Origin of the sequence: Roseibium sp. HPY-6, from assembly GCF_040530035.1 — a bacterium.
In the GTDB taxonomy this organism is placed as follows: Bacteria; Pseudomonadota; Alphaproteobacteria; order Rhizobiales; family Stappiaceae; genus Roseibium.
The window spans coordinates 449,083-472,725 of record NZ_JBEWCD010000003.1 but is presented as its reverse complement, the minus strand read 5'-3'; the positions used below and the strand labels follow the sequence as shown (position 1 = coordinate 472,725).

The following is a 23,643-nucleotide window of genomic DNA, read 5'->3' as shown; positions in this document are numbered from 1 at the left end:
CGAACGCTCCAAGGCGGCAAACTGACAACCAGGCATCACGATGGCGGAACCAGACGAATCAGAAAAAGAGCAGGCGCTCGCCGTAGAAGTGAAACCGCCGAAGCGCCCCGGCGGGGGGAAACGGTCGCGGAAAAAGGCCGCGTCGAAACCGAAAAAACAGGACAAGGGCGATGAAGCAAAACTCCGTCCGGCTGCCGCGATTGTCCCACCGCAGTCTGTCGCCGGCCGTGCGCTGACGCTCGTGGTCGCGATCATGAGTTTCCTTGCCTGCCTGACCGTCGGGGCTGTTTCCATCGTCTGGGATGCAGCCGACGCCTGGCAAAACGACCTGGTCCGCGAGATCACGATCCAGATCAGGCCGACTGAAGGCGTTGATATGCTTCGGGAGATCGACAAGGCTGTCGCGCTGGCTCAGGAGTTTCCCGGTGTCGGATCCGTTCGTGCTCTTTCAGATGCGGAAACGAAAGCCTTGCTCGAACCCTGGCTTGGAGAAGGGTTGCAGCTCGATGGATTGCCCGTCCCCAGGCTCATTCAGATCACGGTCAGCGATCCCGCCCGGCTGGATCTGCCGCAATTGCGCAATTCCGTCTCCCAGCAGGTCGTCGGCGCAAGCGTGGACGACCACTCTATCTGGACGTCGCGTCTGTCAGCCATGGCCGGCGCTGTGGTCGCAGGTGGTTTTGCCATCATGGTCCTAGTACTCGGTTCCATGGTCTTAAGTGTAGTGTTTGCCACCCAATCGGCCATGGCCGGCAACAAGGACGTTGTTTCGGTGCTACATTTCGTCGGTGCAGAGGATGGGTTTATCGCGCGCGAGTTTCAGCGCCATTTTCTCCTTCTCGGCTTGAAAGGAGGCGTGTCTGGAGGCGCTGCCGCGATATTTACGTTTGTCGTTCTGGATCTTCTCACACGGCAGGGATCCGGCCAGGCCGGCTCAGATCAAGTGTCCGCGCTGTTCGGTTCGGTCTCCGTTAGCCTGCCGGGTTACCTTGGCGTATTCGCCGTCGTGTTTCTGGTGGCGATCCTGACCGCGGTGACATCAGGGATCGCGGTCAAGGCACATTTGGCGAAGGTGGATTGATTTTAATGAGGAATGCCGCGAAATTGGCCGAATCAGACATCACACTCGAGACATGTTGCACTCAGAGACAGCCATAGACTCTGCATCCGGTGAAAGCGCCCGATCCCGCACGGGGCTTGGTGTATCGCCGGTTCGTGCGCATTCAACCGTGAAAGAGGGATCAGAGATCAGACCGGGCCGGCGCAAGAAGCGATTCGGTTTGCGGCTTGTCTTCGTGACGGTTCTGGCTGCGCTCATTGCCGGTGTTACGGGTCAGTTCCTGTTTTTCGCGCACCAGATCGCGACAGCAAAGGTGCCCCGGTCTGCGAATGCCGACGCAATCGTTGTGCTCACGGGTGGCCAGGCACGGGTCAATGAAGCTGTGCGGCTGCTTGAAGAAGGCCATGCGAACAGATTGTTGATCTCCGGCGTTCATCCGGGCACGACGCGCGAACAGCTTGCAGCAGTCACCGCGTCCGATATGCCGCTCGAAAAGGCGAGCGTAGATCTCGACAGGGTCGCCTTGAACACAGCCGGAAACGCGACAGAAACTGCAAGCTGGGTTCAGAAAAACGGATTCAGGTCGCTTCTGGTCGTTACCAGCGCCTACCACCTCCCTCGGGCGAAGGCCGAATTGTCTGACGTATTGCCAGACGTCGACCTGATTGCCTATCCCGTGTTCTCGAAAGGTTTGAACCTGGAAACATGGTATCAGGAGCCGGCAACGATCCGGCTTCTCATGCGCGAATATGTGAAGTATATCCTCGCCAGACTTCGCAACACCGTGAAGGCCATGAACTGATCGCACTCACGACATGGCCGGATGGTGATCTTGCCCGCTCATGTTTTCTGGTGCCATGCTTCTCCTGCGTTCCACTCTTTTTCAAATCCTGTTCTATTCGGTCACTCTGGTCGAAATGATTCTGTTTTCGCCGGTCATGCTGTTGCCGCGAAAATGGGGCTGGCCGATCGTGCCTTTCTGGTCACGCACGTTGATCTGGCTGATGCGTGTCTTCGCGGGCATCAAAGTGGAAATTCGTGGCCGCGAAAACCTGCCCAAGGGCGGGTACATTGCTGCAATGAAGCACCAGTCGGCCTGGGAAACCGTTGCATTGATACCATTGTTTTCCAGCCCGACCTTTATCTTGAAACGGGAACTGCGCTGGATCCCGATTTTCGGATGGTACACGGCCAAATACCGCCAGATCCCTATCAACCGGGGCAAGCGGTCCGAAGCGCTGGCGGCGATGATGGAGGCGGCGAAGGAGGCGATCGCCGAAGAGCGGCAGATCATGATCTTTCCGGAGGGCACGCGCCGCCCGGCGGGTGCCGAACCGAAGTACAAGTACGGCATCGCTCATCTTTACAGGGATCTGAAGTGCCCGGTCGTGCCGATCGCGCACAATGCCGGGCTTTATTGGCCACGGTCGTCCTGGAAGGTTTATCCTGGAACCGTAATCGTCGAAATCCTGCCACCCATCGAACCCGGTCTTACACCTGATGCGTTTCACGCAAAGCTGGTGGACACGATCGAAACGGCGAGCGACAAACTGATTGAAGAAGCCAGGGCCGCGTCCGATCCGTCGCCGGTCCTGAAACAAGTCGATGCTATGCGAACAACCCAGCCCGCCTGACTTGGGCGCCGCGCCTCACACGTTCTTGAGCCGCTCAGCCAGCCAGGCAAGATTGTTGTCGGCGATGCCCATTTCTTCAAGGTGTGCCGCCGTGTTGATCACGTATTCAGGGTTCTCGCCGGATTTGCCGACGGCCCCATCGACAATTTCGAGCTGTCGCTCCAACGGCAGCGCACCTGCATACTGCGGATGGGCGTGATCGACCATATAGACCAGCGCATTGACCTTCTCGCCGTTGCCGAGTTCGATATTGTGCCAATGTTCCTTGTAGACCATTGTCGTCTGCTCGCGGGCGCGGAGATAGTCGAGGGTTTTCGGCCAGATGTCTTCGGCAACCTGATAGGCCATGCCCCGGCAGGCACCGCCATTGTCGAGACCGAAAACAAGGCCTGGCCGCTCCTGGGTGCCGCGGTGTACCCAGGAATAGACACAAAGCGCCCGGTGAGCGCCGCGCAGCAGGGCCGGTTCGGAGCGTAAATGATCAAAACCCGGGTTCCACATCAATGACCCGTAGCCAAACACCCAAAAATTGCTCATATCATCCTGTCTACCATTGTGCCGGTGGCCGAGATAGCAATACCTGATTGATGTTTCAATGAAGGTCGCGGGGCAACCCGGCAAAAGAGCGCGCATTCAAGAGTGATAGAGACCGTGTCAGATACCGAAAACAAGCCAGCCAAACCGACGCGTCGCCGGTATCTCCTTCTGATCGGCGCCATCGTCCTAGTCATAGCCGGATGGTCCGGGGCGTGGGCCTACGGAAGATCCGTTCTGGCGGAGCAGATCGATCTTCAGATGAAGTCAGTTGCGCGCAATGGTTTGGAAGTATCCTGCGCGGATCTGGCAATCGCCGGTTATCCCTTCCGCTACGAGGTCTATTGCCGTGAGTTGGCGTCTCGTGATCGGGCAGGTGCTGCCGGATCGGTGGGCGGGCTCAACGCCGTGGCTTTGATTTACAACCCCTGGCACATCATACTGGAAGCCAAGGCGCCGGCTGCAATTTCCGAGCCCCTTAGCGGTCTTCTGGGTGAGCTGCGATGGGAAACCGCGCGGGCGAGTATCAAGTTCTCCGATACGTCACTGGGTGCCTTCGACGCCGTTCTGCAAAAGCCGGAAGCGGCTTTCGAAAACCCTGCCTCTCAAGGTCTTTTTGCCGCTGACAAGGCCGAAGTGCACTTAAGGCAAACGCCGAACCAAGCTGATGCGGTGGACGGTTTCATCTCGGTAGACGCCTTGCAGCTGAAATCCCTCCCAGAGCTTGGCGAAAAGATCGATATGCGAGGGCATTTGCAGGTTTCCGGCGGATCGGCGCTGCTCGCAGGCGCCAATCTTGCCAGCCTTGTACAGGCCTATGGTGGTCAGCTTCCCGTCAAGTTGGTCCTGCTGGAGACCGTTATCGGCAAAAGCAGTCTTGGTGCCGCCGGCGACCTCGTCGTCAATGGCGACGGGACGCTTTCCGGCCAGCTTGAGGTAACAATCGGCAATGCAGACGGTTTGCTCAGTGCATTGAAACCGTTGTTTCCACCGCAGGACGAAAGTTTTGCTCTGGTTCAGAACGTGATCCAAAGTCTGAAGGCGGCGGAAACCGAGGTTAACGGTGTCAGGTCGATCGCCCTTCCCGTGACAATCGAACGGGGTATTGTCCGTGTCGGATTTTTGCCACTGGGCCGGGTCCCGCCGTTTTATGCGGCTGGAACCTGATCGCTCGCCTTTCGGCATCGTGCCCGCGGCAGATCGCCTTACGTGGTGCGCAGACTAATCGCCCGCAATCCTGTCGATCGGGATCACGTAGCTCTTGCGATGATCGGGTTCTGCTATCTTCTCATAGAGAGCGACCGCCGGCGCGTTTTTACCGGGAACGATCCACCTCAGGTGCAGCCAGCCTCGTTTTTGACCTTCGCTCACGAGTTCGTCGATGATCTTCTTCCCCAGTCCTTTATTGCGATGGTCCGGGTGGACGTAAATCTCGTCCAACTGACCGATTCGAAGCCCGGTAATCAGTTCGGGGAGATCGAAATACACACCGAATCCGATCAGGTCGCCGCTGACAAAAGCCCCCAGGACTTCAGCGGTTTTGTCGCCCAGAATCCGTTCAGCGTAAAATTCGTCGGGCCGTCTCGGCGCTCCGCGCTTGAGCGCTTGGGCATTTTCGGCAATGAGTGGCGCAAGCTTATGGGCGTCTTCCGGCCCAAGGGCTCTGATTTCCGCAGTTGTCATGGAATCCCCGGATATCACAGGTCTAAGATGTCGCCCCAACATGTCCCGAAACAGGAGCCGGGATCAAGGACTTCCATCAAATTCTGCTATGACGGTTGTTGGTCCCGGGCTATTGCGCCATGGGTGTCGCCATTGAGTGACGTTTTGTTTGAGGACTGAAATGATGGCGGCAGCAGATCGTGTCCGCGCAACAGCAATTGGACTGAGTGCGGTTCTGATGTGGGCGACGCTCGGTCTCTTTGGTGCAGGGTCGGGACACGTGCCGCCCTTTCTCTTGAATGCGCTCTGCTTCGGGCTGTCAGGCAGCCTTGCCATTATTTGGTTGGCCTTGTCGGGAAAACTCGCATTGTTGCGTCAACCGCTGAAGGTCTGGGCGTTCGGTACGACGGGATTGTTCGGGTTTCATTTCTTCTATTTCACCGCCATCCGGAACGCGCCGCCGGTGGAAGCAAATCTCATCAACTACACCTGGCCGCTTTTGATCGTGCTTTTTTCTGCCTTTTTGCCGGGTGAGCGGCTGCGCATCCACCATGTCATCGGAGCCATTCTGGGCCTTGCGGGCGCAGCGCTCCTGGTAAGCGGTGGCGGCAGCGTTGCGTTTTCCGGCGCGTTTGCAATTGGTTATGCTGCAGCAGTCGCCTCGTCGCTGTTCTGGTCGAGTTATTCGGTTCTGTCACGACGCCTCGGCGCTGTACCGAGCGAGGCCGTCGCCGGTTTTTGCCTGACGTCTGCCATTCTGTCGGCAATCTGCCATTTCGCCCTGGAAGAAACCGTGCTCCCGGCCAACACCCTTGAATGGGCGTCAGTCGTCGCTCTTGCCCTCTTCCCAGTAGGCCTCGCGTTTTTTACATGGGACATCGGGATCAAGCGTGGCGACATCCAGGTTCTGGGCGCAGCAGCCTATTCCGCACCGCTGCTTTCGACGCTTCTGTTGATTGCCTTCGGGTTCGGCAACCTGACGCTTTCTGTCGGATTTGCCTGCATAGCCATTACTCTGGGCGCTGTTATTGCGGCAAAAGACATGATTTTCTCAAGGCCGCGCCGAACAGGCCTGCCATGACAGGGATCATGATGCGCCTTCCCCATTCGGCGAATTTCTCCCGGCCCCGCAAACCACTAGGGTAGTGTTCGTTCCGCTTTGCCTTTCTTTAGGATGACCTGATGACGATACCGATCAGACCGCGCCGTTCCGCCCTTTATATGCCGGGTTCCAACGCCCGAGCCCTGGAAAAGGCCAAAAGCCTCGATGTGGACTGCTTGCTTCTGGATCTGGAAGATGCCGTTGCGCCGGACGCCAAAGACCTGGCGCGGACACAGATCGGTGACGCTGTTGCCGCGGGCGGATATGGCGAACGTGAAGTCGTTATCCGCATCAATGGACTTGATACCCCGTGGGGCGAATCGGATCTCCGGATGGCCGTCAACTCCACTGCCGATGCGATACTGGTTCCGAAGGTCAATGCTCCATCGGACTTGCAGCGCGTGGCCCACTTGCTGTCGCTTCACAACGCTCCAGGCAGTCTTCAGCTTTGGGCGATGATGGAAACACCTGAAGCCATGTTGAATGCAGCCGCGATCGGCGCATGCGGTCAGGATCCAGAAATCAGACTTTCCTGTTTTGTCATGGGAACGAACGACCTTGCCAAGGAAACACGCGCCCGATTGACGCCCGGACGCGCGGCTATGGTGCCCTGGCTGATGACATGCGTTGCAGCAGCACGCGCCGGCGGTATCGACATCCTGGACGGCGTCTATAATGCATTCCAGGACGAAGAGGGATTTGCATTGGAGTGCGCGCAAGGGGTCGATATGGGCATGGACGGCAAAACGCTGATCCATCCGAAGCAACTCGCGCCCTGCCATGCTGCCTTCAGTCCTTCCGAGAGTGATGTTGCCTGGGCACGCAAAATCAACGACGCGTTTGATCTTCCGGAAAATGCGGACAAGGGTGCCATTCAGGTGGACGGAAAGATGGTGGAACGGCTACATGCGGAGATGGGCAAACGGGTGATCATGATTGCCGATGCCATTGCCGCACGTGCATAACAGGACCAGATGATGAAACTTTACAGGTTCATTACCGGTGTAGACGACAGCGAATTCTGTCACCGGGTTACCCAGGCGCTCAACAAGGGGTGGGAGCTTTCCGGATCGCCGACGCTCAGCTTTGACGCGGCGCGGGGCGCCACCATCTGCGGTCAGGCCGTTACCAAAGAAGTGGAAGGGGAGTATTCCCGCGACATGAAGCTCGGAGATTATTAAGCGGCACTTCGGTAAGGTTCCGTGACCCGAATATCTCCGGGTCACGATCTTCCGAAGGAACGTCCGATACGCCGGGTGCTAGTGTTTCAGCTTCGTTTCCAGCAATTTCGCGACCTCAGTGGCGTCGAAGGGTTCCTTTAGAAACTCGAACAAGGGCTCGAGCTTGTCTGCGCCCGCAAGATAGTTCTCATACCGCAGTTGGTAACAGACGTCCTGGTTGCCCTCAGCGTAGGACTGCGTCAGCTCTTCAAAATTTTCCCATTTCCGTCTGACGTCGGCTTGTTCATGTTTTTTCCAGAACGAGGACTTGACGACGTTGTCAAATGCCCTGTTTTGAAAAATGAACCTGCTCTTCGGGAAATAGGTTTTGATGATGTCGAGGAACTTCGGAAAGTACTTCGGGTCGTTATGATAGCGGATTTCCTTGAAGCCGAGAACGCGGGCGTCTCCTCGCGGACAAAGTACCTTGGAGACAAACGAATCGAAAAGGCTCATGGCATATTCGTCGACATCAACGTCTTCCATGCCGTACCAGGGATCGAGAGAGGTGCCCACCATCTTGTTGAAATAGGGGCGCTTGCCGGAGATGACGGTTCGTTGAGGTTCCTGGCGCTGCTGGAAGTTTCCTTCGCTTTGGATAGCGGTTATTGACCGCGACAAATGGACGAGCGCATTGCTGTTTTCACCCCGCACAAAGTAGCCTGGCAGCGAATTCAGCAAGTGCTGTGTCAGGGTCGATCCGGACCGTCCGAAGGCCACAACGAAGACATACCCATCCTTGGGAAAAAACAGCGATGGATACTGCCGATGCAGTCGGAAACTGTCCTCTCGCAATGGCACGACATTCGATATCATTTTGACCTCCTTAAAAACGCTTGGCACGGGGCGTATCTGTCCGGCCTCACGTATGATTCCAATCTTGCGCGGTGCCGTCGTGACCGGTTTACCGAATTGCACCTGCCGGAAACCGGCTCCACGGCGTTTGTTAGTTGCCGATCACGACGAGCAATATCCGGAAGAAAGATCCGTCAATAGTGGCTGTATTTTGGTGGCGTGCGTAAAACACGCAGCCGTGATTATAATTTTTGCAGAAGATTAAAGTCTGTACTGAAGGTGAGCGCAATATTTTTCTGGAAGTATATTTACATTAATTCAAATATTGAATTATTTTTGTATCATTGCGTTAAAAACCTCTACGTAAACTTTCCTGACGATCTCGGCTTCTTTTGATCCGCGCCGGTACAGATTGTTCAATCCGGGTGCCGCGTTCACTTCCAGCACAACACCGGCAGTATCCGGTCGGCGCTCTTCTGGAACAATCAAATCAACACCGGCATATCGCAGGCCGAGTGCTTTTGCAGACAAGCGCGCGAGCTCGTGGATCTCAGGTGCAATCTCGTCGGTGATGATTTTTGCCGATCCGCCGGAGGACAAGTTGGAAACAGGCAAAAGCGATACCGTCTGACCTGCCGCCGGCACGCTTTCCAGCATCAATCCCTGTTGCGAGAGTTCAAAATCAATTCGCCCATCTGCTGGGTTAATCCTTCCGTGGGAATCAACCAGTTCGGCGAGACTGCTTTCGCCATCCCCCGTGACCTCGGGGGGCTTTCTTTCCATGGCGCAAAGGACGTCTTCGTCCAGTACGATCACGCGCAGGTCCCTGCCCCGGATTTCTTCCTGAACAAGAAGCCTGTCATGACGTTTTGCGAGAATGTGAAGCGCGCTCTGAAGCGTATGGTAGGTGTCGGCGCGCATGACATCCCGGCCTTCCTGACCGGTATTCGGCTTAACGAACAGCGGAAAGCCCTGCTCTTCGGCAAAGTCGAGCACAGCGTCAGGCGGTCTTCTGCCGTCGCGGATGTCAGCACTCATGACAAGATGGCTTGCCGGCACAGCGATGCCTTCCGCGTGCAGAAACCCGGCCGTGTACGCCTTGTCATTGGAAATCTCGGCACAGCCGAGTGTGTTGAGGTCGAACCGTGTGCCTTTGAAAAACCAGCGTTTGCCGGATCCATTTTCAATCAAGCCGGCATGGCCATGCGTATCGCCTGCCGTCAGTCGCAGACCGTGTTCCGCGCAGTAGGTTTCAAGCAGTTCAAAGACAAGTGTGCGGTCGGTGGAACCGATTGCGTCCGCCGGTTCCGACCCGTTCAATTCCGTCCCTTGCGCTGATTGGCATTGGCCAGATAGTCAATCTTGAACAGATCGGGGTTGGTCGGCGCGTTGGACACTACGTTATAGACTGCGACCGATGTGTCGTAGCCTTGCTGATCGGTAACCGTCCACTGCTTCAGGGCAAAGTTATCCGTGTCGAAAATGAGTGTCAGTGTTCCGGAGTTGAACTTGGTTTTGTCGAAGATCGTGACGGTGATCAGATCCTTCTCGACAAGGACGTTGGTGACGTTGGTATCTTTTTCGAGATCAATCGAGTCCGACAAAAGAAAGCGCAGCGGCGTCTGTCCGAGTGGCCAAATGTCCTGAGTGTTGAGCTTGCGATCGCGCACGGAGACCGACTTGCCATCGGCGACGATATCAAGCACCGACGGTTTGTTGTAGTAGAAGCGCACCTTACCCGGCCGCGCCATATAGAACTTGCCGTCCGACTGGCTCCCGTCCGGTCCGAACTGGATGAAATCGCCGTGCATCGTTTTCACGGAATTGAAATAGGTGCTCAATTGCTGAAGGGTCTTCTGTTCCTGGTCCGTAAGCGCCTGCGCGGGAAGCAGCATGGCCAGAACCAGACCCGCTGTGATGAGCGGGCCGCCGATGTGCCGGGCGAAGCGAAGAGCAAAGCGTTTCAGCATGATGCAATGTCCTAAATCGTTATTTGCCGCAAATACTATAGCCTAGCTATGGAGCGTGTGTGGCAAAGCTTTGGCAATTCGGACCTAAAACTCTTCTTCAACTCCGTTTTGCACGAGAATTTCCCGCTTCCCGGCATGGTTGGCCGGGCTGATGAGCCCTTCCTGCTCCATGCGCTCGATCAGCGAGGCAGCGCGGTTGTAACCGATCGACAGGCGGCGCTGGACATAAGATGTCGATGCCTTCTTGTCGCGCAGAACGATAGCAACTGCCTTGTCGTAGAGTTCATTGCCTTCACCGCCACCGGCGAGACCGCCGCCGGCGTCATAAGGGCTTTCGGCTTCTTCTTCCTCTTCCGTGACGGCTTCAAGATATTGGGGTGTACCCTGGACTTTCAGGTGCTTGACGATGTCTTCCACCTCGTCGTCAGAAACAAACGGGCCATGGACACGCTGAATGCGGCCACCACCTGCCATGAACAGCATGTCGCCCATGCCCAGCAGCTGCTCGGCCCCCATTTCGCCGAGGATCGTCCGGCTGTCGATTTTCGACGTTACCTGGAAGGAAATACGCGTCGGGAAGTTTGCCTTGATGGTACCCGTGATGACATCCACGGACGGACGCTGCGTTGCCATGATCAGATGAATGCCGGCGGCGCGGGCCATCTGCGCCAGGCGCTGGATGGCACCCTCGATGTCCTTGCCGGCAACCATCATGAGGTCAGCCATCTCGTCGACGATCACGACGATGTATGGCATTGCCTCGAGCGGCAGTTCCTCCTCCTCGTAGATCGGCTGGCCGGTGTCGCGGTCGAATCCGGTCTGGACGGTACGCGTGAAGCTTTCGCCTTTTTCAAGGGCCTGCTTAATCCGGGTGTTGTAACCGTCGATGTTGCGAACACCCATCTTGGACATCTTCTTGTAGCGGTCCTCCATTTCGCGGACCGTCCACTTCAACGCAACGACCGCTTTTTTCGGATCCGTCACGACGGGCGTGAGAAGATGTGGAATTCCGTCGTATATGGAGAGTTCGAGCATCTTCGGGTCGATCATGATCAGCTTGCACTGTTCCGGTGTCAGCCGGTAGAGCAGCGACAGGATCATGGTGTTGATCGAAACCGATTTACCCGAACCGGTCGTGCCGGCAACGAGCAGGTGCGGCATGCGAGCCAGATCGGCGACAACGCTTTCGCCGTTAATGGTCTTGCCGAGGGCCAGAGGAAGCTTGGCCTTGGATTTTTCGAAATCCTGTGCTGCGATCAGTTCGCGAAGGAAAACGGTTTCACGCCGCGCATTGGGCAGTTCGATGCCGATGGCGTTCTTGCCTGGTATAACGGCAACACGGGCCGAGATCGCTGACATGGAACGGGCTATGTCATCTGCAAGGCCGATGACGCGGGACGACTTGATCCCGGGCGCAGGTTCCAGTTCGTAAAGCGTGACAACCGGGCCCGGGCGCACTTCGATGATCTCACCCCGGACACCGAAGTCTTCAAGAACACCTTCCAGGATGCGCGCATTCTGTTCCAACGCGTCGGCGGACAGGCCAGGCACCTTGCCGCCAGCCTTTGGTTCGGCAAGCAGCCGCAAAGGTGGCAACTCGTATTCCTCCGGAGCGCCCAGGAAGGAAGGCTGGGCTTCCTCGATGGCGCGTTTGCTTTGCTTGGGCCGCGGTGCGGGTGGAACAACCCTGCCTGCCTGCGGTGCCGGCTGTCCGGCCGGTGCCGGTATCTCACCCGGTGCTGCGATCCCGACCGGCATCGCCTGTTGACCCGAAACCGGACCCTTTTCGATCAGGAGATCGTCGGGTTCAAAGCTCTCTCCCTCGTCTTCAAGGGGTTCGTCGGCATAGAAATCGTCCGGATCTTCGTCTTCCGAATGGCTGCCCCGATCGTAGAATTCATCGAGCCCATCGTCGTCCTGCGGCATCAGTTTGCCTGCAATCGCGCGGCGGAACGCCGCGAGACGGCTACCGCGCCTGCCGGTTGCGTCTTCGGCAGCGTCATCACCGTCGTCGTCGTAGTAGTAGTCTTCGTCGTCCGGGGCGGTCTGAGCGCGCTTCAGACCCGTTATGCGTCGAAGTTGGGCCGCACTTTGCAGGCGCAAGTGTTCAGCCTGGCCCATGAATGCACTGAAGAATGCCGACAGTCTGGATTCGCTGTCTTCGTCTTCCAGGCCAAGTTCGTCCTCAATGGACCTGCCGTGTCCCTTGGGGGCGCGTGCTGGCTTTCCGCGTTCGGCTGCCGGCTCGCCTTCAACGCTATCCTTTGCGCCAAGCCATCCGGCAGCGGACAGCAGGAAGAAAATCGCCGGTACGCCAAGGCCAAGTCCACCGACGATCGTGGCGGCTCCACTTGTCATGTTGGCGGTAATGATTGCAGGAATCTGATGAACGGTGTCACCGAAAAAACCGCCCAGGCCGGTCGGCAGCGGCCAGCTGTCAGGAACCGGTAAAGCGGCCAGGGCACCGGCGGCAAGGCTGGATCCGACGAGCCAGAAAAAGAGACGCTTCTTGCCGATACCGAGGGCGTGCCCCGCAAGAAGGCGCCATCCCCAAAGCACAAGCGGGATCAGAAAAACAGCGGTCGCAAGACCGATCGTCTGCATAAGTATGTCTGCGACGATCGCTCCTGGGGCTCCGAGTGCATTGCGCACGGTGCCATCGGTCGCATGATTGAAGCTCGGATCGTTGACCGACCAGGTTGCAAGCGCCGCCGCCAGCATCGCCGCAAGCGCAATGATGCCGAGACCGCAGGCTCCGACAAGATTGCGCCGCAGGAAACGTTTGATCGGGCTCTCGGTGTCCAGCAGATCAACGGCGGGTCTGCGGCCGTTGCTGCGCACTGCGCTTGCCCGTCTCATGCCTGTTCTCCCAGCCAATTTGCCATGCGTTCCAGGGCAGCTTCCGTCTGCTGCAGCGGTGCCGTCAGCCCTACGCGAATGAAGCTGCGTCCCGGATTGGTGCCGTCGGACTGATCGGATGCCAGAAATCCTCCAGGCACGACTTTCACGCCAATCTCGTGCCAAAGGCGTTTTGTGATCGTGACCCCGTCGGCCCATCTCCCGACATCAAGCCAGAGAAAAAACCCGCCCTCGGGCGTAACCGGACCCATCTGGGGCGCAAGAAGCCGTTCAGCAACCTCGAACTTTTCGTTGTAGAGGCGCCGGTTCTCAATAACGTGCGCTTCGTCCTGATAGGCGCGCACCGCGACTGCTTGCGCCGGAAGCGAGACCTGAGGTGCGGCGAGGCCGCGGAACTTTGCCCATTTGCTAAGGAATGCAGGATCACCGGCGGCAAATCCGCATCTCAAACCGGCCAGATTGGAGCGTTTCGACAGGGAATTCAGCACGATGATGTTGTCAAAGCCGGTTCCCATCGCCTTCGCGGCTTCCAGAATGCCGGGAGGTGGCGCACTGCGGTAAATTTCCGAATAGCATTCGTCGGCAAAGATAAAGAAGCGATGTTTGCGTGCAAGTCGGATCAGTCTCTGCCAATAGTCAACACTCGCCGGATAACCCTCCGGATTCGTTGGCGAAGCGACGTAAAACGCGACCGTTTCATCCAAAAGACCTGAATCCAGACTGTCGAGGTCAGGCAGGAAATTGTTCCCTGGCACCGCATCCAGCAGCACGGCTTGGGCGTCTGCCACGTGAGCTGCAGCTGCATATGTCTGGTAAAACGGGTTCGGCAGGATGACGACGGGATGATCCAACCCTTTGTCGAGCTGATCGCGCGCTGCAATCGCACCGAAAGACAATCCCTCGCGCGAGCCGTTCAACGGCAGCACGCCGTCTTCCGGGTCGATCATGCCGTCAAGCGAGTATCTGCGATCGAGCCAGCCCGCCACCGCATTGCGGAAGTCCTGGGATCCCTTGATGGGCGGGTAGCGGCGGAAATCGCCAATGTTTTCAGCAAGAACACCGGCCGTAAACTCGGGGATTGCGTGCTGGGGTTCACCGATTGTCATGATAATCGGGTCAAGACCCGGCGTTTCGCCGTCCAGAAGCTCGGCAAGACGCTGAAAGGGATTGGAGCTCGGCAAAACAGCGCCGCGCTTATAGGCTTGAAGGCTGGCAGTCATGCAAAATCCGGCGGTCGTTACGCATTACATTGACCCGACCCTATCGCCCTCTTGGTAAATCTCTGATTAACCAAGGATGAGAACTGGAGCCTCAATCAACGCAATTGCCTGCGCCGTGCTTCTTTTTTATGGTCTTTTTCAAGAATGCTTATTGGTCAAAAGGGTTTTTCATGACCGCACACATGGATCCGGTATCCGTCGTCTGTTTCGGAGATTCCCTTACCTGGGGGTTCAACCCCCTGGACAAATCCAGATACGGTCATGAAGTTCGCTGGACCCGCAGACTGCAGCGCGAACTCGGGCCGTCCTTTCACGTCATTGAAGAAGGTGTCAACGGCCGCACCACCGTCTTTGAAGACCCGACGCGGGGTGACAAAGACGGATTGGCGCACCTAGCCACAGTGCGCAAGACGCATATGCCGATCGATGTCCTGATCATAATGCTTGGTTCGAACGATCTGCAGGACCGGTTCAACATGAGCGCCGACGCGATCGGGCTGGCAATGGGCAGGATCCTGTTTGCGGCAACCCAGTCCACGGACGATGTGGAAGGCCGTGCACCGAAGGTTCTTCTAATGGCGCCGCCGCCGCTCGGCGACTTTACCGGCCTCGAATATGAAGGCCTTTATTCCAACGCTCACGGCGGTGCGCAATCGCGTCGTCTTGCAGACGTCTACGCACGTCTGGCGGACCAGTACGGCACGGCTTTTCTGGATGCCGGAAAGCACATTACCGCGAGCCCGGTCGATGCCATACATTTCGAGGCAGCGCCACAGGCGGATCTGGCGAAAGCCATTGCGGATGAGGTTCGAGGACTGGCTGGTACCTGATTTAAGCCTCAAGTTTCTCCAGCGCTTTTCGAATACGCACCTTTACCGAGCCAGCGGTCTCGCGTTCGCCTGCAGTTCTGAGAATTTTCAGCGCCTTGGATTCATGCGCCGGAAACCGCTGAGCTAACACGGCGAGCGCATAGTGAGACCAGGCGCGCAAGAACTTGTTTTCAGATGTCAGTCCGTTGTCGATCATCTGCCTGAGCGGGTCTTCCAGATGTTCCGGGATCTGCAAATGCTCGAAATACTGAAGAAAATGCAGTCGGGCTTCCCAGTCGGTTAGTTTCGGTGCGAAGGCTGCGTGCTTCGCTGCTAACTGTTCCGGAAGCCCGCTTCCGGATTTTTCCAGGTGATGCTTCAAGAGCCACGTTGCTCCGCGCTGACACCGTTCATCCTCGCCGAGATCAACAAGATACCCGACAAGGTCCGTTTCCGCCTGAAAGCTTGCATAGGAGCGTTCCAGTGGCGCGGTATCCTTGCCGTCCCATTCGCTCAGAACTTGATGGAGTTGCGTGCGCATGTGCGATCGCCACGTCCTTCAAAAATCAACCGTCAGGCCCTTGATTTCCCAGTCATCATATCGGGTTGGCTCAAGTCCGCCGCGACCGTTGACCTCGTCCGGCATGGCATCCTGTTTCGCGTCGATCTGTTTCCGACGCTCCTCGGCCTCGAGAAGTGCGCGCTGGGCAGCGGGTGGCAGGTCCTCGAAACGTTTCTTCGGCTCCATCGCGACTTCGGTCTTCAGCGAAGGAGCTTCACTCTGGCTGTAGCTCGTAGCCGGATCTTTCTGGTCGTGCGTCATGTCTGCCATGGGCTGATTAGAAGTTTCATGTCCATACTCTGCCTATTCCATATAGGGCAAGACGGGATATTTTGGCAGTGCGCGTGCTTCGCCACCTGTTTTGCCCGATAGGGCCGATGACCGCGCGCGTCGATCGATTCGATCACGCGCCGCTCCGTACCGTTTCGGGGGTGCTGAGCGACGCGAGCGCTTTTCGTGGCTGCCGGTATCTGATCAGCAGATAGAAACCGGCAGGTACTGCGGTCACCAGCAAAAATACCGAGGTCGCGTGGGTCCCCAGGGTTGAAGGCCAAATCGAAAGAAGCAGCAGATAGACAAAAGGTTGCATCCAGGTCAGACATGTCAAAAACTGCAGTTCCATTGGCCAGTCGGGCAGGGCTCTGGCAACGAATAAGACGCCTGCTGCGAATAATGGCCAGCTGTAGTAGAGGAAGGATGGTGCAACGACGGCGCTGAGCAGCAGGACGAGGCCAATGCGCAATTCACAGGGCAGGCCGGCAGGAAGGCGGAGCGCGCAGATCGCACCCAAAATGATCGCTGTGAAAACGAGCGCTGCTCTCAAACCCATGTCGACATTCATTCGGCCCAGGAACGAGCGCAACGACGTATCCCACTCCAGAGCAGTCAGTGCGTAGGCCTGATAAAGTGGAGTTGTAAAAGACGACGTGTAGCTGACAAAGACGCCCGGTCCATAGAGGACAAATGAGAGACCCGCCAGCAGCAATGTACCAAGCGTTGCCCAGCCGATGCAACGCCAAGCGCCTATGCCGATCAGAAAGAAGGGAACAAGAAGACCGTATTGCGGTTTTATTGTTGCGACCGCAAGCGAAAGGCCGGCCAGAATGGGTCGTTGTTTTGCGTGAACAAGAGCAAAAACAATCAATGTTATTATGAAGATAGAAAGATTGAGTCGTAGAAGGATCTGAACCGTGCCAACGGAGGCGGCAAACAACGCCGACACGGCCAGATTAAACCCAGCAAGCCGTGGAATCGCGAAGAGCGCTATCAGAGTCATTCCCAATATGATGATTTTCAGCGTCGCGAAATCTGTCCAGGAAAAGACATGAAAGAGCGGAAGCGCGTGTGGTGGATTCAGGAAAATCAGGTCAGAGAGCCGGTCTGATAAACCCTCCCGGAACAACGCCGGGTCGTAGACGTTCGCCGCCGATCCTGAATTGGCCATCTCAGAGGCCCGGTGGAACGCGGAGAGGTCCTCGACGCGTGCATCTTTCAGGGTTTGCGGAAACTCGAAAACGGCGGACCTGACAGTCCACAAGCCTTGCAGAGTGCCAAGTGCCGAAATAATCATCAGCCACAAAAACGCGGGCCCGCCAAGTGTGTTCCTGACGGTCTTTGAGTTCCAGAACGGCAACAGGCTGCGAGCAGAAGACACGGCAAAAATTCCTTTGTGAAAAATCGGGAGAATACATACGGCGCAATAACCTTAAGTTGCGCAGAAATCTGAAAAATAAGTTAAACTACAGGTTGTGCAATTGAAAGTTGATCAAAAAATGCCTGACTTCGACCCAAGACCTGGTGTCCACTCTTAACAGGCGCGATCAACTGGCGTCTGGGATCATGAAATCAGCGTCTGCACCACTGCGTCCATGTGAGTTACGTCTTGGCAAGGTGACTGGTCCGCAACTTGCCAAGTCTGGCTTCAATACCCATCTTCAGTCAGGATTTTGACCTGATCGGCGCCACTGCGCTCCGGTGACAAAAGGACAGGAAACGGACACAGGCACAAATGAACTACATTCGTACGGCAATGCTGCTGGCGGCAATGACCGCCCTCTTTATGGGAATCGGCTTCATGATCGGCGGACAGGCGGGCATGCTGATTGCCCTGGCCATCGCAGCTGCAATGAATGTGTTCAGCTATTGGAACGCGGACAAGATGGTCCTGCGTATGCACCATGCTCAGGAAGTTGATGAGCGATCCATGCCGGACTTTTACCGTATGGTGCAGCGGCTGGCTCGAAATGCAGACTTGCCGATGCCCAAGGTTTATATCATCAACAATCCGCAGCCGAATGCTTTCGCCACCGGGAGAAACCCCGAAAACGCTGCCGTTGCTGCCACGACCGGCCTGTTGAACATGCTGACACCCGAAGAGGTTGCCGGCGTGATGGCGCATGAACTGGCGCATGTAAAGAACCACGACACTCTGATCATGACCATAACGGCGACAATCGCAGGTGCCATTTCGATGCTGGCCAATTTTGCGTTCTTTTTTGGCGGGAACCGGAACAATCCGCTTGGTATCGTCGGGATGCTGCTGATGATGATCGTGGCGCCGATGGCGGCGATGGTCGTTCAGATGGCGATTTCCAGAACCCGTGAATACGCCGCGGACAGGATGGGTGCACAGATCTGCGGCGAGCCAATGTGGCTGGCGTCTGCCCTTGGCAAGATCGCCGGTGGTGTCGAGCGCATTCATAATCCGGATGCGGAGGCGAATCCGGCGACAGCACACATGTTCATCATGAACCCGCTGTCCGGAGAGCGCATGGACAATCTTTTCTCGACCCACCCGAACACGCAGAACAGGATCAACGAACTGCGAAAGCTCTCCAGCGGCGGTCTTGGAACCGGCGGATCGGCATCATTTGGCGATACCGGTTCAGCGCCGCAATCCGGTCCTTGGGCGGGAATGGGCTCGCGGCCCGCATCTACCAGACAGGATGCGCCTAAGGGTCCTTGGGGCTGACAGACGTTCTTGCGCTGGAAGAAACTGCTTTTCCGCGTGGGCGGTTGGTCTTAAAACAATGCGATTGCGCCGCAGCCGGGTGTCCGGTCTGCGGCGCTTGGTTTTCGTTGCCGAAACGCAGCGCCAAACAGGAACATTCTTTGAGAAGTCGCGCACACAAGACATCCGGATCGCCCGGCAAAAATGAGACTGAACGCACGGAAAAACCCGGGTTTGCCGCGCGCAAGGTTGCGGCTGATATCCTGGGAAATGTCGTTCACAAGAAGAGACCGCTCGACGGTGAAACCGACATTTCCTCCGGACATTCGGGATTCAGGTCACTTGCCGGCAACGACCGGGCACTTGTTCGCGCGATTATCGGAGCATCGTTGAGACATCGCGGTGAAATTTCGGAAATCGTGGACCGGCTGCTCGACCGGCCGATCCCCGAAAAGACCGGAAGGGTCCTGGACATACTGCACATCGCCATCGCGCAGATGCTGTTCCTGGAGATACCGGATCGGGCCGCGGTGTCACTCGCAGTCGATCACGCGGGTCTGGACCGCAGGGCCAGACCATACAAAGGGCTTGTGAACGGCGTTCTTCGCCGGCTTGGCAGGGAGCGGGAAGATCTCGTTTCGGACCTTGATGCGGAGAGGTTGAATACGCCCGAGTGGCTTTGGGAGAGCTGGCACACCGCCTATGGCGAAGACACAGTCCGTGCCATTTCGCGCGCGCATCAGAGCGAAGCGGCGCTTGATCTGACAGTCAAGTCGGACCCGGAAGGCTGGGCAAAAACGCTCGGAGGCAAGGTTGTTGGTGCAGGCAGCGTCAGGTTACAGAACAAGGGAGCTGTCGACACTCTTGCCGGATTTGATGACGGGATGTGGTGGGTTCAGGACGCAGCAGCTGCCTTGCCGGCGCGGCTTCTGGGAGACGTTCACGGCTTGAAGGTGGCTGATCTTTGCGCTGCTCCCGGCGGCAAGACCGCACAGCTGGCAGCTGCCGGCGCCGAGGTGACGGCCGTCGACATATCGAAGGGCCGCCTTGCCCGCCTGCAAGAGAACATGACGAGGCTCAAACTTCAGGTCCGGACCGTTGTGTCCGACCTGCGCGCATTTGAACCGGAGGAACCGTTCGACGCCGTATTGCTGGATGCTCCCTGCAGTGCGACCGGAACCATCCGCCGACATCCAGATGTCGCCTGGATCAAGAAACCCTACGACATTGAAAAACTGGCAGAAATCCAGCTTGAATTGCTCGACAGGGTGTTGGCGTGGGTCAAGCCGGGTGGTCTGCTTGTCTATTGCACATGTTCGCTCGAGGCGGCCGAAGGAGAACATCAGGCAAGTGCCTTCCTGGAACGCAATGCCGGAGCTGTCGAACTGGAACCGGTTCAGGCCAGCGAGGTCGGAGAACTTGACGAGGTTGTATCAGCGCAGGGGTATTTGCGGTGCCTGCCGAACCACAGGGCTGCATCGGATCTTCAAACTTTCGGGATGGACGGGTTCTTTGCCGCTCGTTTCAGGCGGTCTTAACGTGACATAAACCGTTCATTTGCAATGTTTCTATAAATGAAATGCTAACCTTAATGGTCTGTTTCAGAATTGAAGAGGGCTAAGCAGCTCTAAAACCGGAGAATTCACTATAGTTGCGCGTAAACCATCAGCGTCGGGGATGGTTTGGTGAATATAGCAAGCCTCAATGAAAGAAGCCGAGTCTGGCGTCTTGTGGCCCTGCATATCTGGCACCGTACCCTGAAATGGATGCATGGCGGACCTTTCTTCCGCCTGCAGCCGTTTTCTGCTGTGCCCGCGCGCCTTTTGATTGCACCGCAGGACCTGCGTACGGCCGATGAGACCAACGCCGCTGATATCTATGGCGGCCGGTTTCTTTTTTCCGGTCATCTGGTGGAAACCCAGGGCCGCTCGCCGTTCGAGCTGAATGCGGTTCACGAGGACTGGCAGCGGGAGCTGCACAGTTTCGGCTGGTTGCGGGATCTGCGCGCATCAGACAGCCAGATTGCCCGTCAGAACGCGCGCGTCCTGGTCGAAGACTGGATGAAATACTGCGGACGGCGGCATCCAATCGGCTGGGAAGCTCCCGTGGTGACCCGGCGCATATTGTCATGGCTAGCCCATTCGCCCTTTATTCTCCAGGATGGTGATCACGAGTTCTATCGCAACTTCGTCAAGTCACTCGCACGGCAGGTTCGGTATCTCCGCCAGACCATCAATGAAACAGAAGACGGTGTCGTGCGGCTGCGTGCCTCGCTTGCCGTTGCTTCCGCCTGCATTTCCATGGCTGGTCAGGGCCGTTTCGCGCGCCAGAGCATTCGCCGGCTTGAGCATGAGTTGACCCGACAAATACTGCCGGACGGCGGTCATATCTCGCGCAATCCGCGAGCTCTGATCGACATTCTGGCCGATCTCCTGCCGGTCCGTCAGGCCTTTGTGGCACAGGGGTTGGAAATGCCACCTGCCATGCTGCAGTCTGTTGACCGTATGATGCCGATGCTGCGCTTTTTCAGACATGGTGATGGTGCGCTCGCCCACTTCAACGGAATGGGGTCCACACCAAGCGACCTTGTGGCGACGATCCTTGCCTATGATGACGCCCGGGGAGCGCCGCCTTTGAACGCGCCCCATTCCGGCTATCAACGGCTGAGCGGCGCCAATTCGGTGGTGTTGATCGATGCCGGGCCGGTCCCTGCTCTCGGCGTTTCCGGTGACGCGCATGCCGGATGCCTGTCGTTTGAGTTTTCGTCGGGCACAAACCGGATCGTCGTCAATTGCGGTGTCTCGACCAAATCCAACCCGATGTGGCGCAAAGTCAGCCGATCGACCGCGGCGCATTCGACCGCAACGGTCGAAGACACGTCGTCCTGCCGTTTTCTCTCTGAAAAGCCCTTCGGCAGACTGCTTGGCGCGCCGATCCTCTCCGGCCCATCGGTAGTGGACCTGGAGCGTGAGGACGACCAGGCGGGAAGCCGGATTACCGCGTCTCATGACGGCTATGCGGCGGAATTCAACGTTGTCCACGAAAGGGACCTTCGCCTTTCAGGTGACGGTACGGTGCTTGACGGCATCGATACGTTGCGGGCCGTCGGGTCGATCGACCCTGAACATCGCTATGCGCTTCGTTTTCATCTGCATCCGGGCTTGCGGACGTCCATGCTGCGGGGCGGATCGGCAGTCCTGCTCGTCTGCCGCGATGGCGAGGCCTGGGAATTCGAGGCGCCTGGATGCGAATTGTCGCTCGACGAAAGCATCTATCTCTCGGACGTATACGGGCACCGGAAAACCGACCAGATCGTTGTCACAGGCTCGCTTCAGGAGGCACCGTCCGTTGGATGGCAATTCCGCAAAACGGCGACTGCCAAGCTGAGCCGCCGCGGGACAAGCGAGTTCGATGACTTTGGCGAGTTGCCTCTCGAAGACTAGCCTGTCCCGGAGCTCTTTCAAGAACCTTCCGATTTGCCGTAAGACGTGTTAGGGCGACGTCGAGCTCCCCGATCGTCCCCACTTGCGAGGCAAATTCATGGCCATTGTGTCGAAAGCCGTTCCCGTTCCCGAACTGGTGCCCGTCAAACGCGCGCTTCTTTCCGTTTTTGACAAGACCGGTCTCGTTGCGTTTGCAAAGGCGCTTTCTGAACGCGGCGTCGAGCTTGTTTCAACGGGGGGCTCCTACAAGGCTTTGAGAGACGCAGGGCTGAGTGTTCTTGATATTTCCGAAATCACCGGATTTCCGGAGATCATGGATGGCCGTGTGAAGACGCTCCATCCCAAGGTGCACGGAGGATTGCTGTCGATCCGCGATGATCAGGACCACCAGGCGGCGATGAGTGCGCACGGAATTGCCGGTATAGACCTCTTTTGCGGCAATCTTTATCCGTTTGAAGAAGTCGTGGCCTCTGGCGCCGACTACGCGACGGGCATCGAGAATATCGACATCGGCGGGCCCGCCATGACCCGTGCTGCTGCCAAGAACCACGCATATGTGACGGTCGTGACCGATCCGGCTGACTATGACACAGTGATCTCCGAGCTTGATGCCAATGACGGCCAATCGCCGATCGAGCTGCGCAAACGGCTCGCCCTGAAGGCCTTTGCCCGCACGGCTGCCTATGATGCCGCCGTTTCCAACTGGATGGCAGCTCAGCTCGAAGAAGCGACACCGGCGCACCGGGCTGTCGGCGGCGAACTGGCGGAAGTCATGCGCTACGGGGAAAACCCGCATCAGACCGCCGGGTTTTACATCACCGGCGAAAACCGGCCTGGCGTTGCAACTGCGCGCCAGCTGCAGGGAAAGACCCTGTCCTACAACAATATCAATGATACGGACGCGGCATTTGAACTCGTCAGCGAATTCGATCCCGCGCGCACGCATGCTGTCGCAATCATAAAGCACGCCAATCCCTGTGGCGTCGGCGAAGGCGCATGTCTGAAGGACGCCTATCTGAAGGCACTACGCTGCGATCCTGTCTCTGCTTTTGGCGGTATCGTCGCCTTGAACGGGCCTTTGGACGGGGCCGCGGCGGAGGAAATCGTCAAGACGTTCACCGAGGTGATCATTGCTCCGGATGCGGATGACACGGCACGCGACATCATTGCATCAAAGAAAAACCTTCGGCTTCTCGTCACGGGTGGGCTTGCAGATGCCAACGCGGATGGTCTTTTCGTCAAGTCCGTGGCAGGCGGGCTTCTTGTTCAGTCCAGGGATAATGGCGTCGTCGATGACCTGGATTTGAAAGTCGTTACCAAACGTGCGCCGAGCGAACAGGAACTTGCAGACCTGAAATTCGCGTTCCGCGTGGCGAAACACGTGAAATCAAACGCAATTGTTTATGCCAAGGACGGTGCAACCGTTGGTATTGGCGCCGGTCAGATGAGCCGCGTGGATTCGGCTCGGATTGCCGCCAGAAAGGCACTGGACGCTACCGAAGCGGCTGGTCTCAGCGAGCCGCTGACCAAGGGTTGCGTTGTTGCCTCCGATGCTTTCTTTCCGTTCGCGGACGGGTTGCTTTCCGCTGCCGAAGCAGGTGCCACGGCTGTTATCCAGCCCGGTGGTTCCATGCGCGATGATGACGTCATCGCCGCGGCCGATGAAGCGGGTCTTGCGATGGTGCTCACGGGCATGCGTCACTTTAGGCATTAATGACGGTATTCTGTCATCCTTGGTGACCTAACGAACTGAAAACGCTGTAATTTCTAACGATAGCAAGCGACGAAATATCGCGTTGCACAAAAGAGCTTGTTAACGTCCA

General features: G+C 57.3%; 22 protein-coding genes. 12 read left to right on the top strand and 10 right to left on the bottom strand.

The features are described 5' to 3' along the window. The first annotated feature begins 40 nt into the window (after nucleotides 1-40). The 3 genes from ABVF61_RS28170 (at nucleotide 41) to ABVF61_RS28160 (ending at nucleotide 2,694) form a co-directional block, all read left to right on the top strand. On the top strand, nucleotides 41-1,081 hold the full coding sequence (locus ABVF61_RS28170) for a cell division protein FtsX (protein ID WP_353996932.1): 1,041 nt from the start codon (nucleotides 41-43) through the stop codon (nucleotides 1,079-1,081). Nucleotides 1,082-1,229: 148 nt separating this feature from the next. Next, complete coding sequence (locus ABVF61_RS28165) at nucleotides 1,230-1,862, top strand: YdcF family protein (protein WP_353996931.1); 633 nt, start codon at nucleotides 1,230-1,232, stop codon at nucleotides 1,860-1,862. A 55-nt stretch (nucleotides 1,863-1,917) separates the two neighbouring features. Beyond that, nucleotides 1,918-2,694, top strand: a complete 777-nt coding sequence (locus ABVF61_RS28160; protein ID WP_502950034.1) for a lysophospholipid acyltransferase family protein — start codon at nucleotides 1,918-1,920, stop codon at nucleotides 2,692-2,694. A gap of 15 nt (nucleotides 2,695-2,709) precedes the next feature. Here the strand turns inward: ABVF61_RS28160 and ABVF61_RS28155 are convergent, their stop codons facing one another. Beyond that, nucleotides 2,710-3,231, bottom strand: a complete 522-nt coding sequence (locus tag ABVF61_RS28155; protein WP_353996929.1) for a gamma-glutamylcyclotransferase — start codon at nucleotides 3,229-3,231, stop codon at nucleotides 2,710-2,712. A gap of 114 nt (nucleotides 3,232-3,345) precedes the next feature. Between ABVF61_RS28155 and ABVF61_RS28150 the strand changes: the two genes are divergently transcribed. Further along, entirely contained in the window at nucleotides 3,346-4,395 is a 1,050-nt protein-coding gene (locus tag ABVF61_RS28150) for a DUF2125 domain-containing protein (RefSeq protein WP_353996928.1), read from the top strand. Nucleotides 4,396-4,449: 54 nt separating this feature from the next. Here the strand turns inward: ABVF61_RS28150 and ABVF61_RS28145 are convergent, their stop codons facing one another. Then, a complete protein-coding gene (locus tag ABVF61_RS28145; protein ID WP_353996927.1) occupies nucleotides 4,450-4,911 on the bottom strand; it encodes a GNAT family N-acetyltransferase in 462 nt (153 codons plus the stop codon). Between the two features lie 160 nt (nucleotides 4,912-5,071). Here ABVF61_RS28145 and yddG point away from each other — a divergent pair, with 160 nt between their 5' ends. The 3 genes from yddG to ABVF61_RS28130 all read left to right on the top strand — a co-directional run bounded on the left by yddG (nucleotide 5,072) and on the right by ABVF61_RS28130 (nucleotide 7,173). Then, a complete protein-coding gene (yddG, locus tag ABVF61_RS28140; RefSeq protein ID WP_502950024.1) occupies nucleotides 5,072-5,971 on the top strand; it encodes an aromatic amino acid exporter YddG in 900 nt (299 codons plus the stop codon). A gap of 101 nt (nucleotides 5,972-6,072) precedes the next feature. Continuing rightward, nucleotides 6,073-6,957, top strand: a complete 885-nt coding sequence (locus tag ABVF61_RS28135; RefSeq protein ID WP_353996926.1) for an HpcH/HpaI aldolase/citrate lyase family protein — start codon at nucleotides 6,073-6,075, stop codon at nucleotides 6,955-6,957. Between the two features lie 12 nt (nucleotides 6,958-6,969). Next, complete coding sequence (locus tag ABVF61_RS28130; protein ID WP_353996925.1) at nucleotides 6,970-7,173, top strand: DUF1737 domain-containing protein; 204 nt, start codon at nucleotides 6,970-6,972, stop codon at nucleotides 7,171-7,173. 78 nt (nucleotides 7,174-7,251) lie between these two features. On the opposite strand, the gene ABVF61_RS28125 is transcribed toward ABVF61_RS28130, so the two are convergent. The 5 genes from ABVF61_RS28125 to ABVF61_RS28105 form a co-directional block, all read right to left on the bottom strand. Further along, a complete protein-coding gene (locus ABVF61_RS28125) occupies nucleotides 7,252-8,028 on the bottom strand; it encodes a sulfotransferase (protein ID WP_353996924.1) in 777 nt (258 codons plus the stop codon). A gap of 309 nt (nucleotides 8,029-8,337) precedes the next feature. Then, nucleotides 8,338-9,327, bottom strand: a complete 990-nt coding sequence (locus ABVF61_RS28120; RefSeq protein WP_353996923.1) for an ATP-dependent carboxylate-amine ligase — start codon at nucleotides 9,325-9,327, stop codon at nucleotides 8,338-8,340. Next, a complete protein-coding gene (locus tag ABVF61_RS28115) occupies nucleotides 9,324-9,977 on the bottom strand; it encodes an outer membrane lipoprotein carrier protein LolA (RefSeq protein WP_353996922.1) in 654 nt (217 codons plus the stop codon). Before ABVF61_RS28115 ends, ABVF61_RS28120 begins: the two co-directional genes overlap by 4 nt. A gap of 84 nt (nucleotides 9,978-10,061) precedes the next feature. Continuing rightward, nucleotides 10,062-12,836, bottom strand: coding sequence for an FtsK/SpoIIIE family DNA translocase (locus ABVF61_RS28110; protein ID WP_353996921.1), 2,775 nt, complete (start codon nucleotides 12,834-12,836; stop codon nucleotides 10,062-10,064). Continuing rightward, the gene (locus ABVF61_RS28105; protein WP_353996920.1) at nucleotides 12,833-14,056 is read right to left on the bottom strand and encodes an aminotransferase class I/II-fold pyridoxal phosphate-dependent enzyme; all 1,224 of its coding nucleotides are present in this window, start codon (nucleotides 14,054-14,056) and stop codon (nucleotides 12,833-12,835) included. The genes ABVF61_RS28110 and ABVF61_RS28105 overlap by 4 nt, the downstream gene beginning before the upstream one ends. A 170-nt stretch (nucleotides 14,057-14,226) precedes the next feature. Here ABVF61_RS28105 and ABVF61_RS28100 point away from each other — a divergent pair, with 170 nt between their 5' ends. Further along, nucleotides 14,227-14,886, top strand: coding sequence for an SGNH/GDSL hydrolase family protein (locus ABVF61_RS28100; RefSeq protein ID WP_353996919.1), 660 nt, complete (start codon nucleotides 14,227-14,229; stop codon nucleotides 14,884-14,886). A gap of 1 nt (nucleotide 14,887) precedes the next feature. Here the strand turns inward: ABVF61_RS28100 and ABVF61_RS28095 are convergent, their stop codons facing one another. The 3 genes from ABVF61_RS28095 to ABVF61_RS28085 form a co-directional block, all read right to left on the bottom strand. Further along, nucleotides 14,888-15,406: a hypothetical protein gene (locus ABVF61_RS28095; protein WP_353996918.1), complete on the bottom strand. Its 519-nt coding sequence runs from the start codon at nucleotides 15,404-15,406 to the stop codon at nucleotides 14,888-14,890. An 18-nt stretch (nucleotides 15,407-15,424) separates the two neighbouring features. After that, nucleotides 15,425-15,613, bottom strand: a complete 189-nt coding sequence (locus ABVF61_RS28090) for a DUF1674 domain-containing protein (protein ID WP_353997332.1) — start codon at nucleotides 15,611-15,613, stop codon at nucleotides 15,425-15,427. Between the two features lie 217 nt (nucleotides 15,614-15,830). Continuing rightward, on the bottom strand, nucleotides 15,831-17,081 hold the full coding sequence (locus ABVF61_RS28085) for a glycosyltransferase family 87 protein (RefSeq protein WP_353996917.1): 1,251 nt from the start codon (nucleotides 17,079-17,081) through the stop codon (nucleotides 15,831-15,833). A 354-nt stretch (nucleotides 17,082-17,435) separates the two neighbouring features. On the opposite strand from ABVF61_RS28085, the gene htpX reads away from it, so the two are divergent. The 4 genes from htpX to purH all read left to right on the top strand — a co-directional run bounded on the left by htpX (nucleotide 17,436) and on the right by purH (nucleotide 23,534). Further along, nucleotides 17,436-18,398 carry a zinc metalloprotease HtpX gene (htpX, locus tag ABVF61_RS28080; RefSeq protein WP_353996916.1) on the top strand — a complete coding sequence of 321 codons (963 nt, stop codon included), beginning with the start codon at nucleotides 17,436-17,438 and terminating at the stop codon, nucleotides 18,396-18,398. Nucleotides 18,399-18,538: 140 nt separating this feature from the next. Then, nucleotides 18,539-19,915: an RsmB/NOP family class I SAM-dependent RNA methyltransferase gene (locus tag ABVF61_RS28075; protein ID WP_353996915.1), complete on the top strand. Its 1,377-nt coding sequence runs from the start codon at nucleotides 18,539-18,541 to the stop codon at nucleotides 19,913-19,915. Nucleotides 19,916-20,062: 147 nt separating this feature from the next. Then, nucleotides 20,063-21,820, top strand: a complete 1,758-nt coding sequence (locus tag ABVF61_RS28070; protein WP_353996914.1) for a heparinase II/III family protein — start codon at nucleotides 20,063-20,065, stop codon at nucleotides 21,818-21,820. Nucleotides 21,821-21,917: 97 nt separating this feature from the next. Next, the gene (gene purH, locus ABVF61_RS28065; protein WP_353996913.1) at nucleotides 21,918-23,534 is read left to right on the top strand and encodes a bifunctional phosphoribosylaminoimidazolecarboxamide formyltransferase/IMP cyclohydrolase; all 1,617 of its coding nucleotides are present in this window, start codon (nucleotides 21,918-21,920) and stop codon (nucleotides 23,532-23,534) included. Nucleotides 23,535-23,643 lie beyond the last annotated feature (109 nt).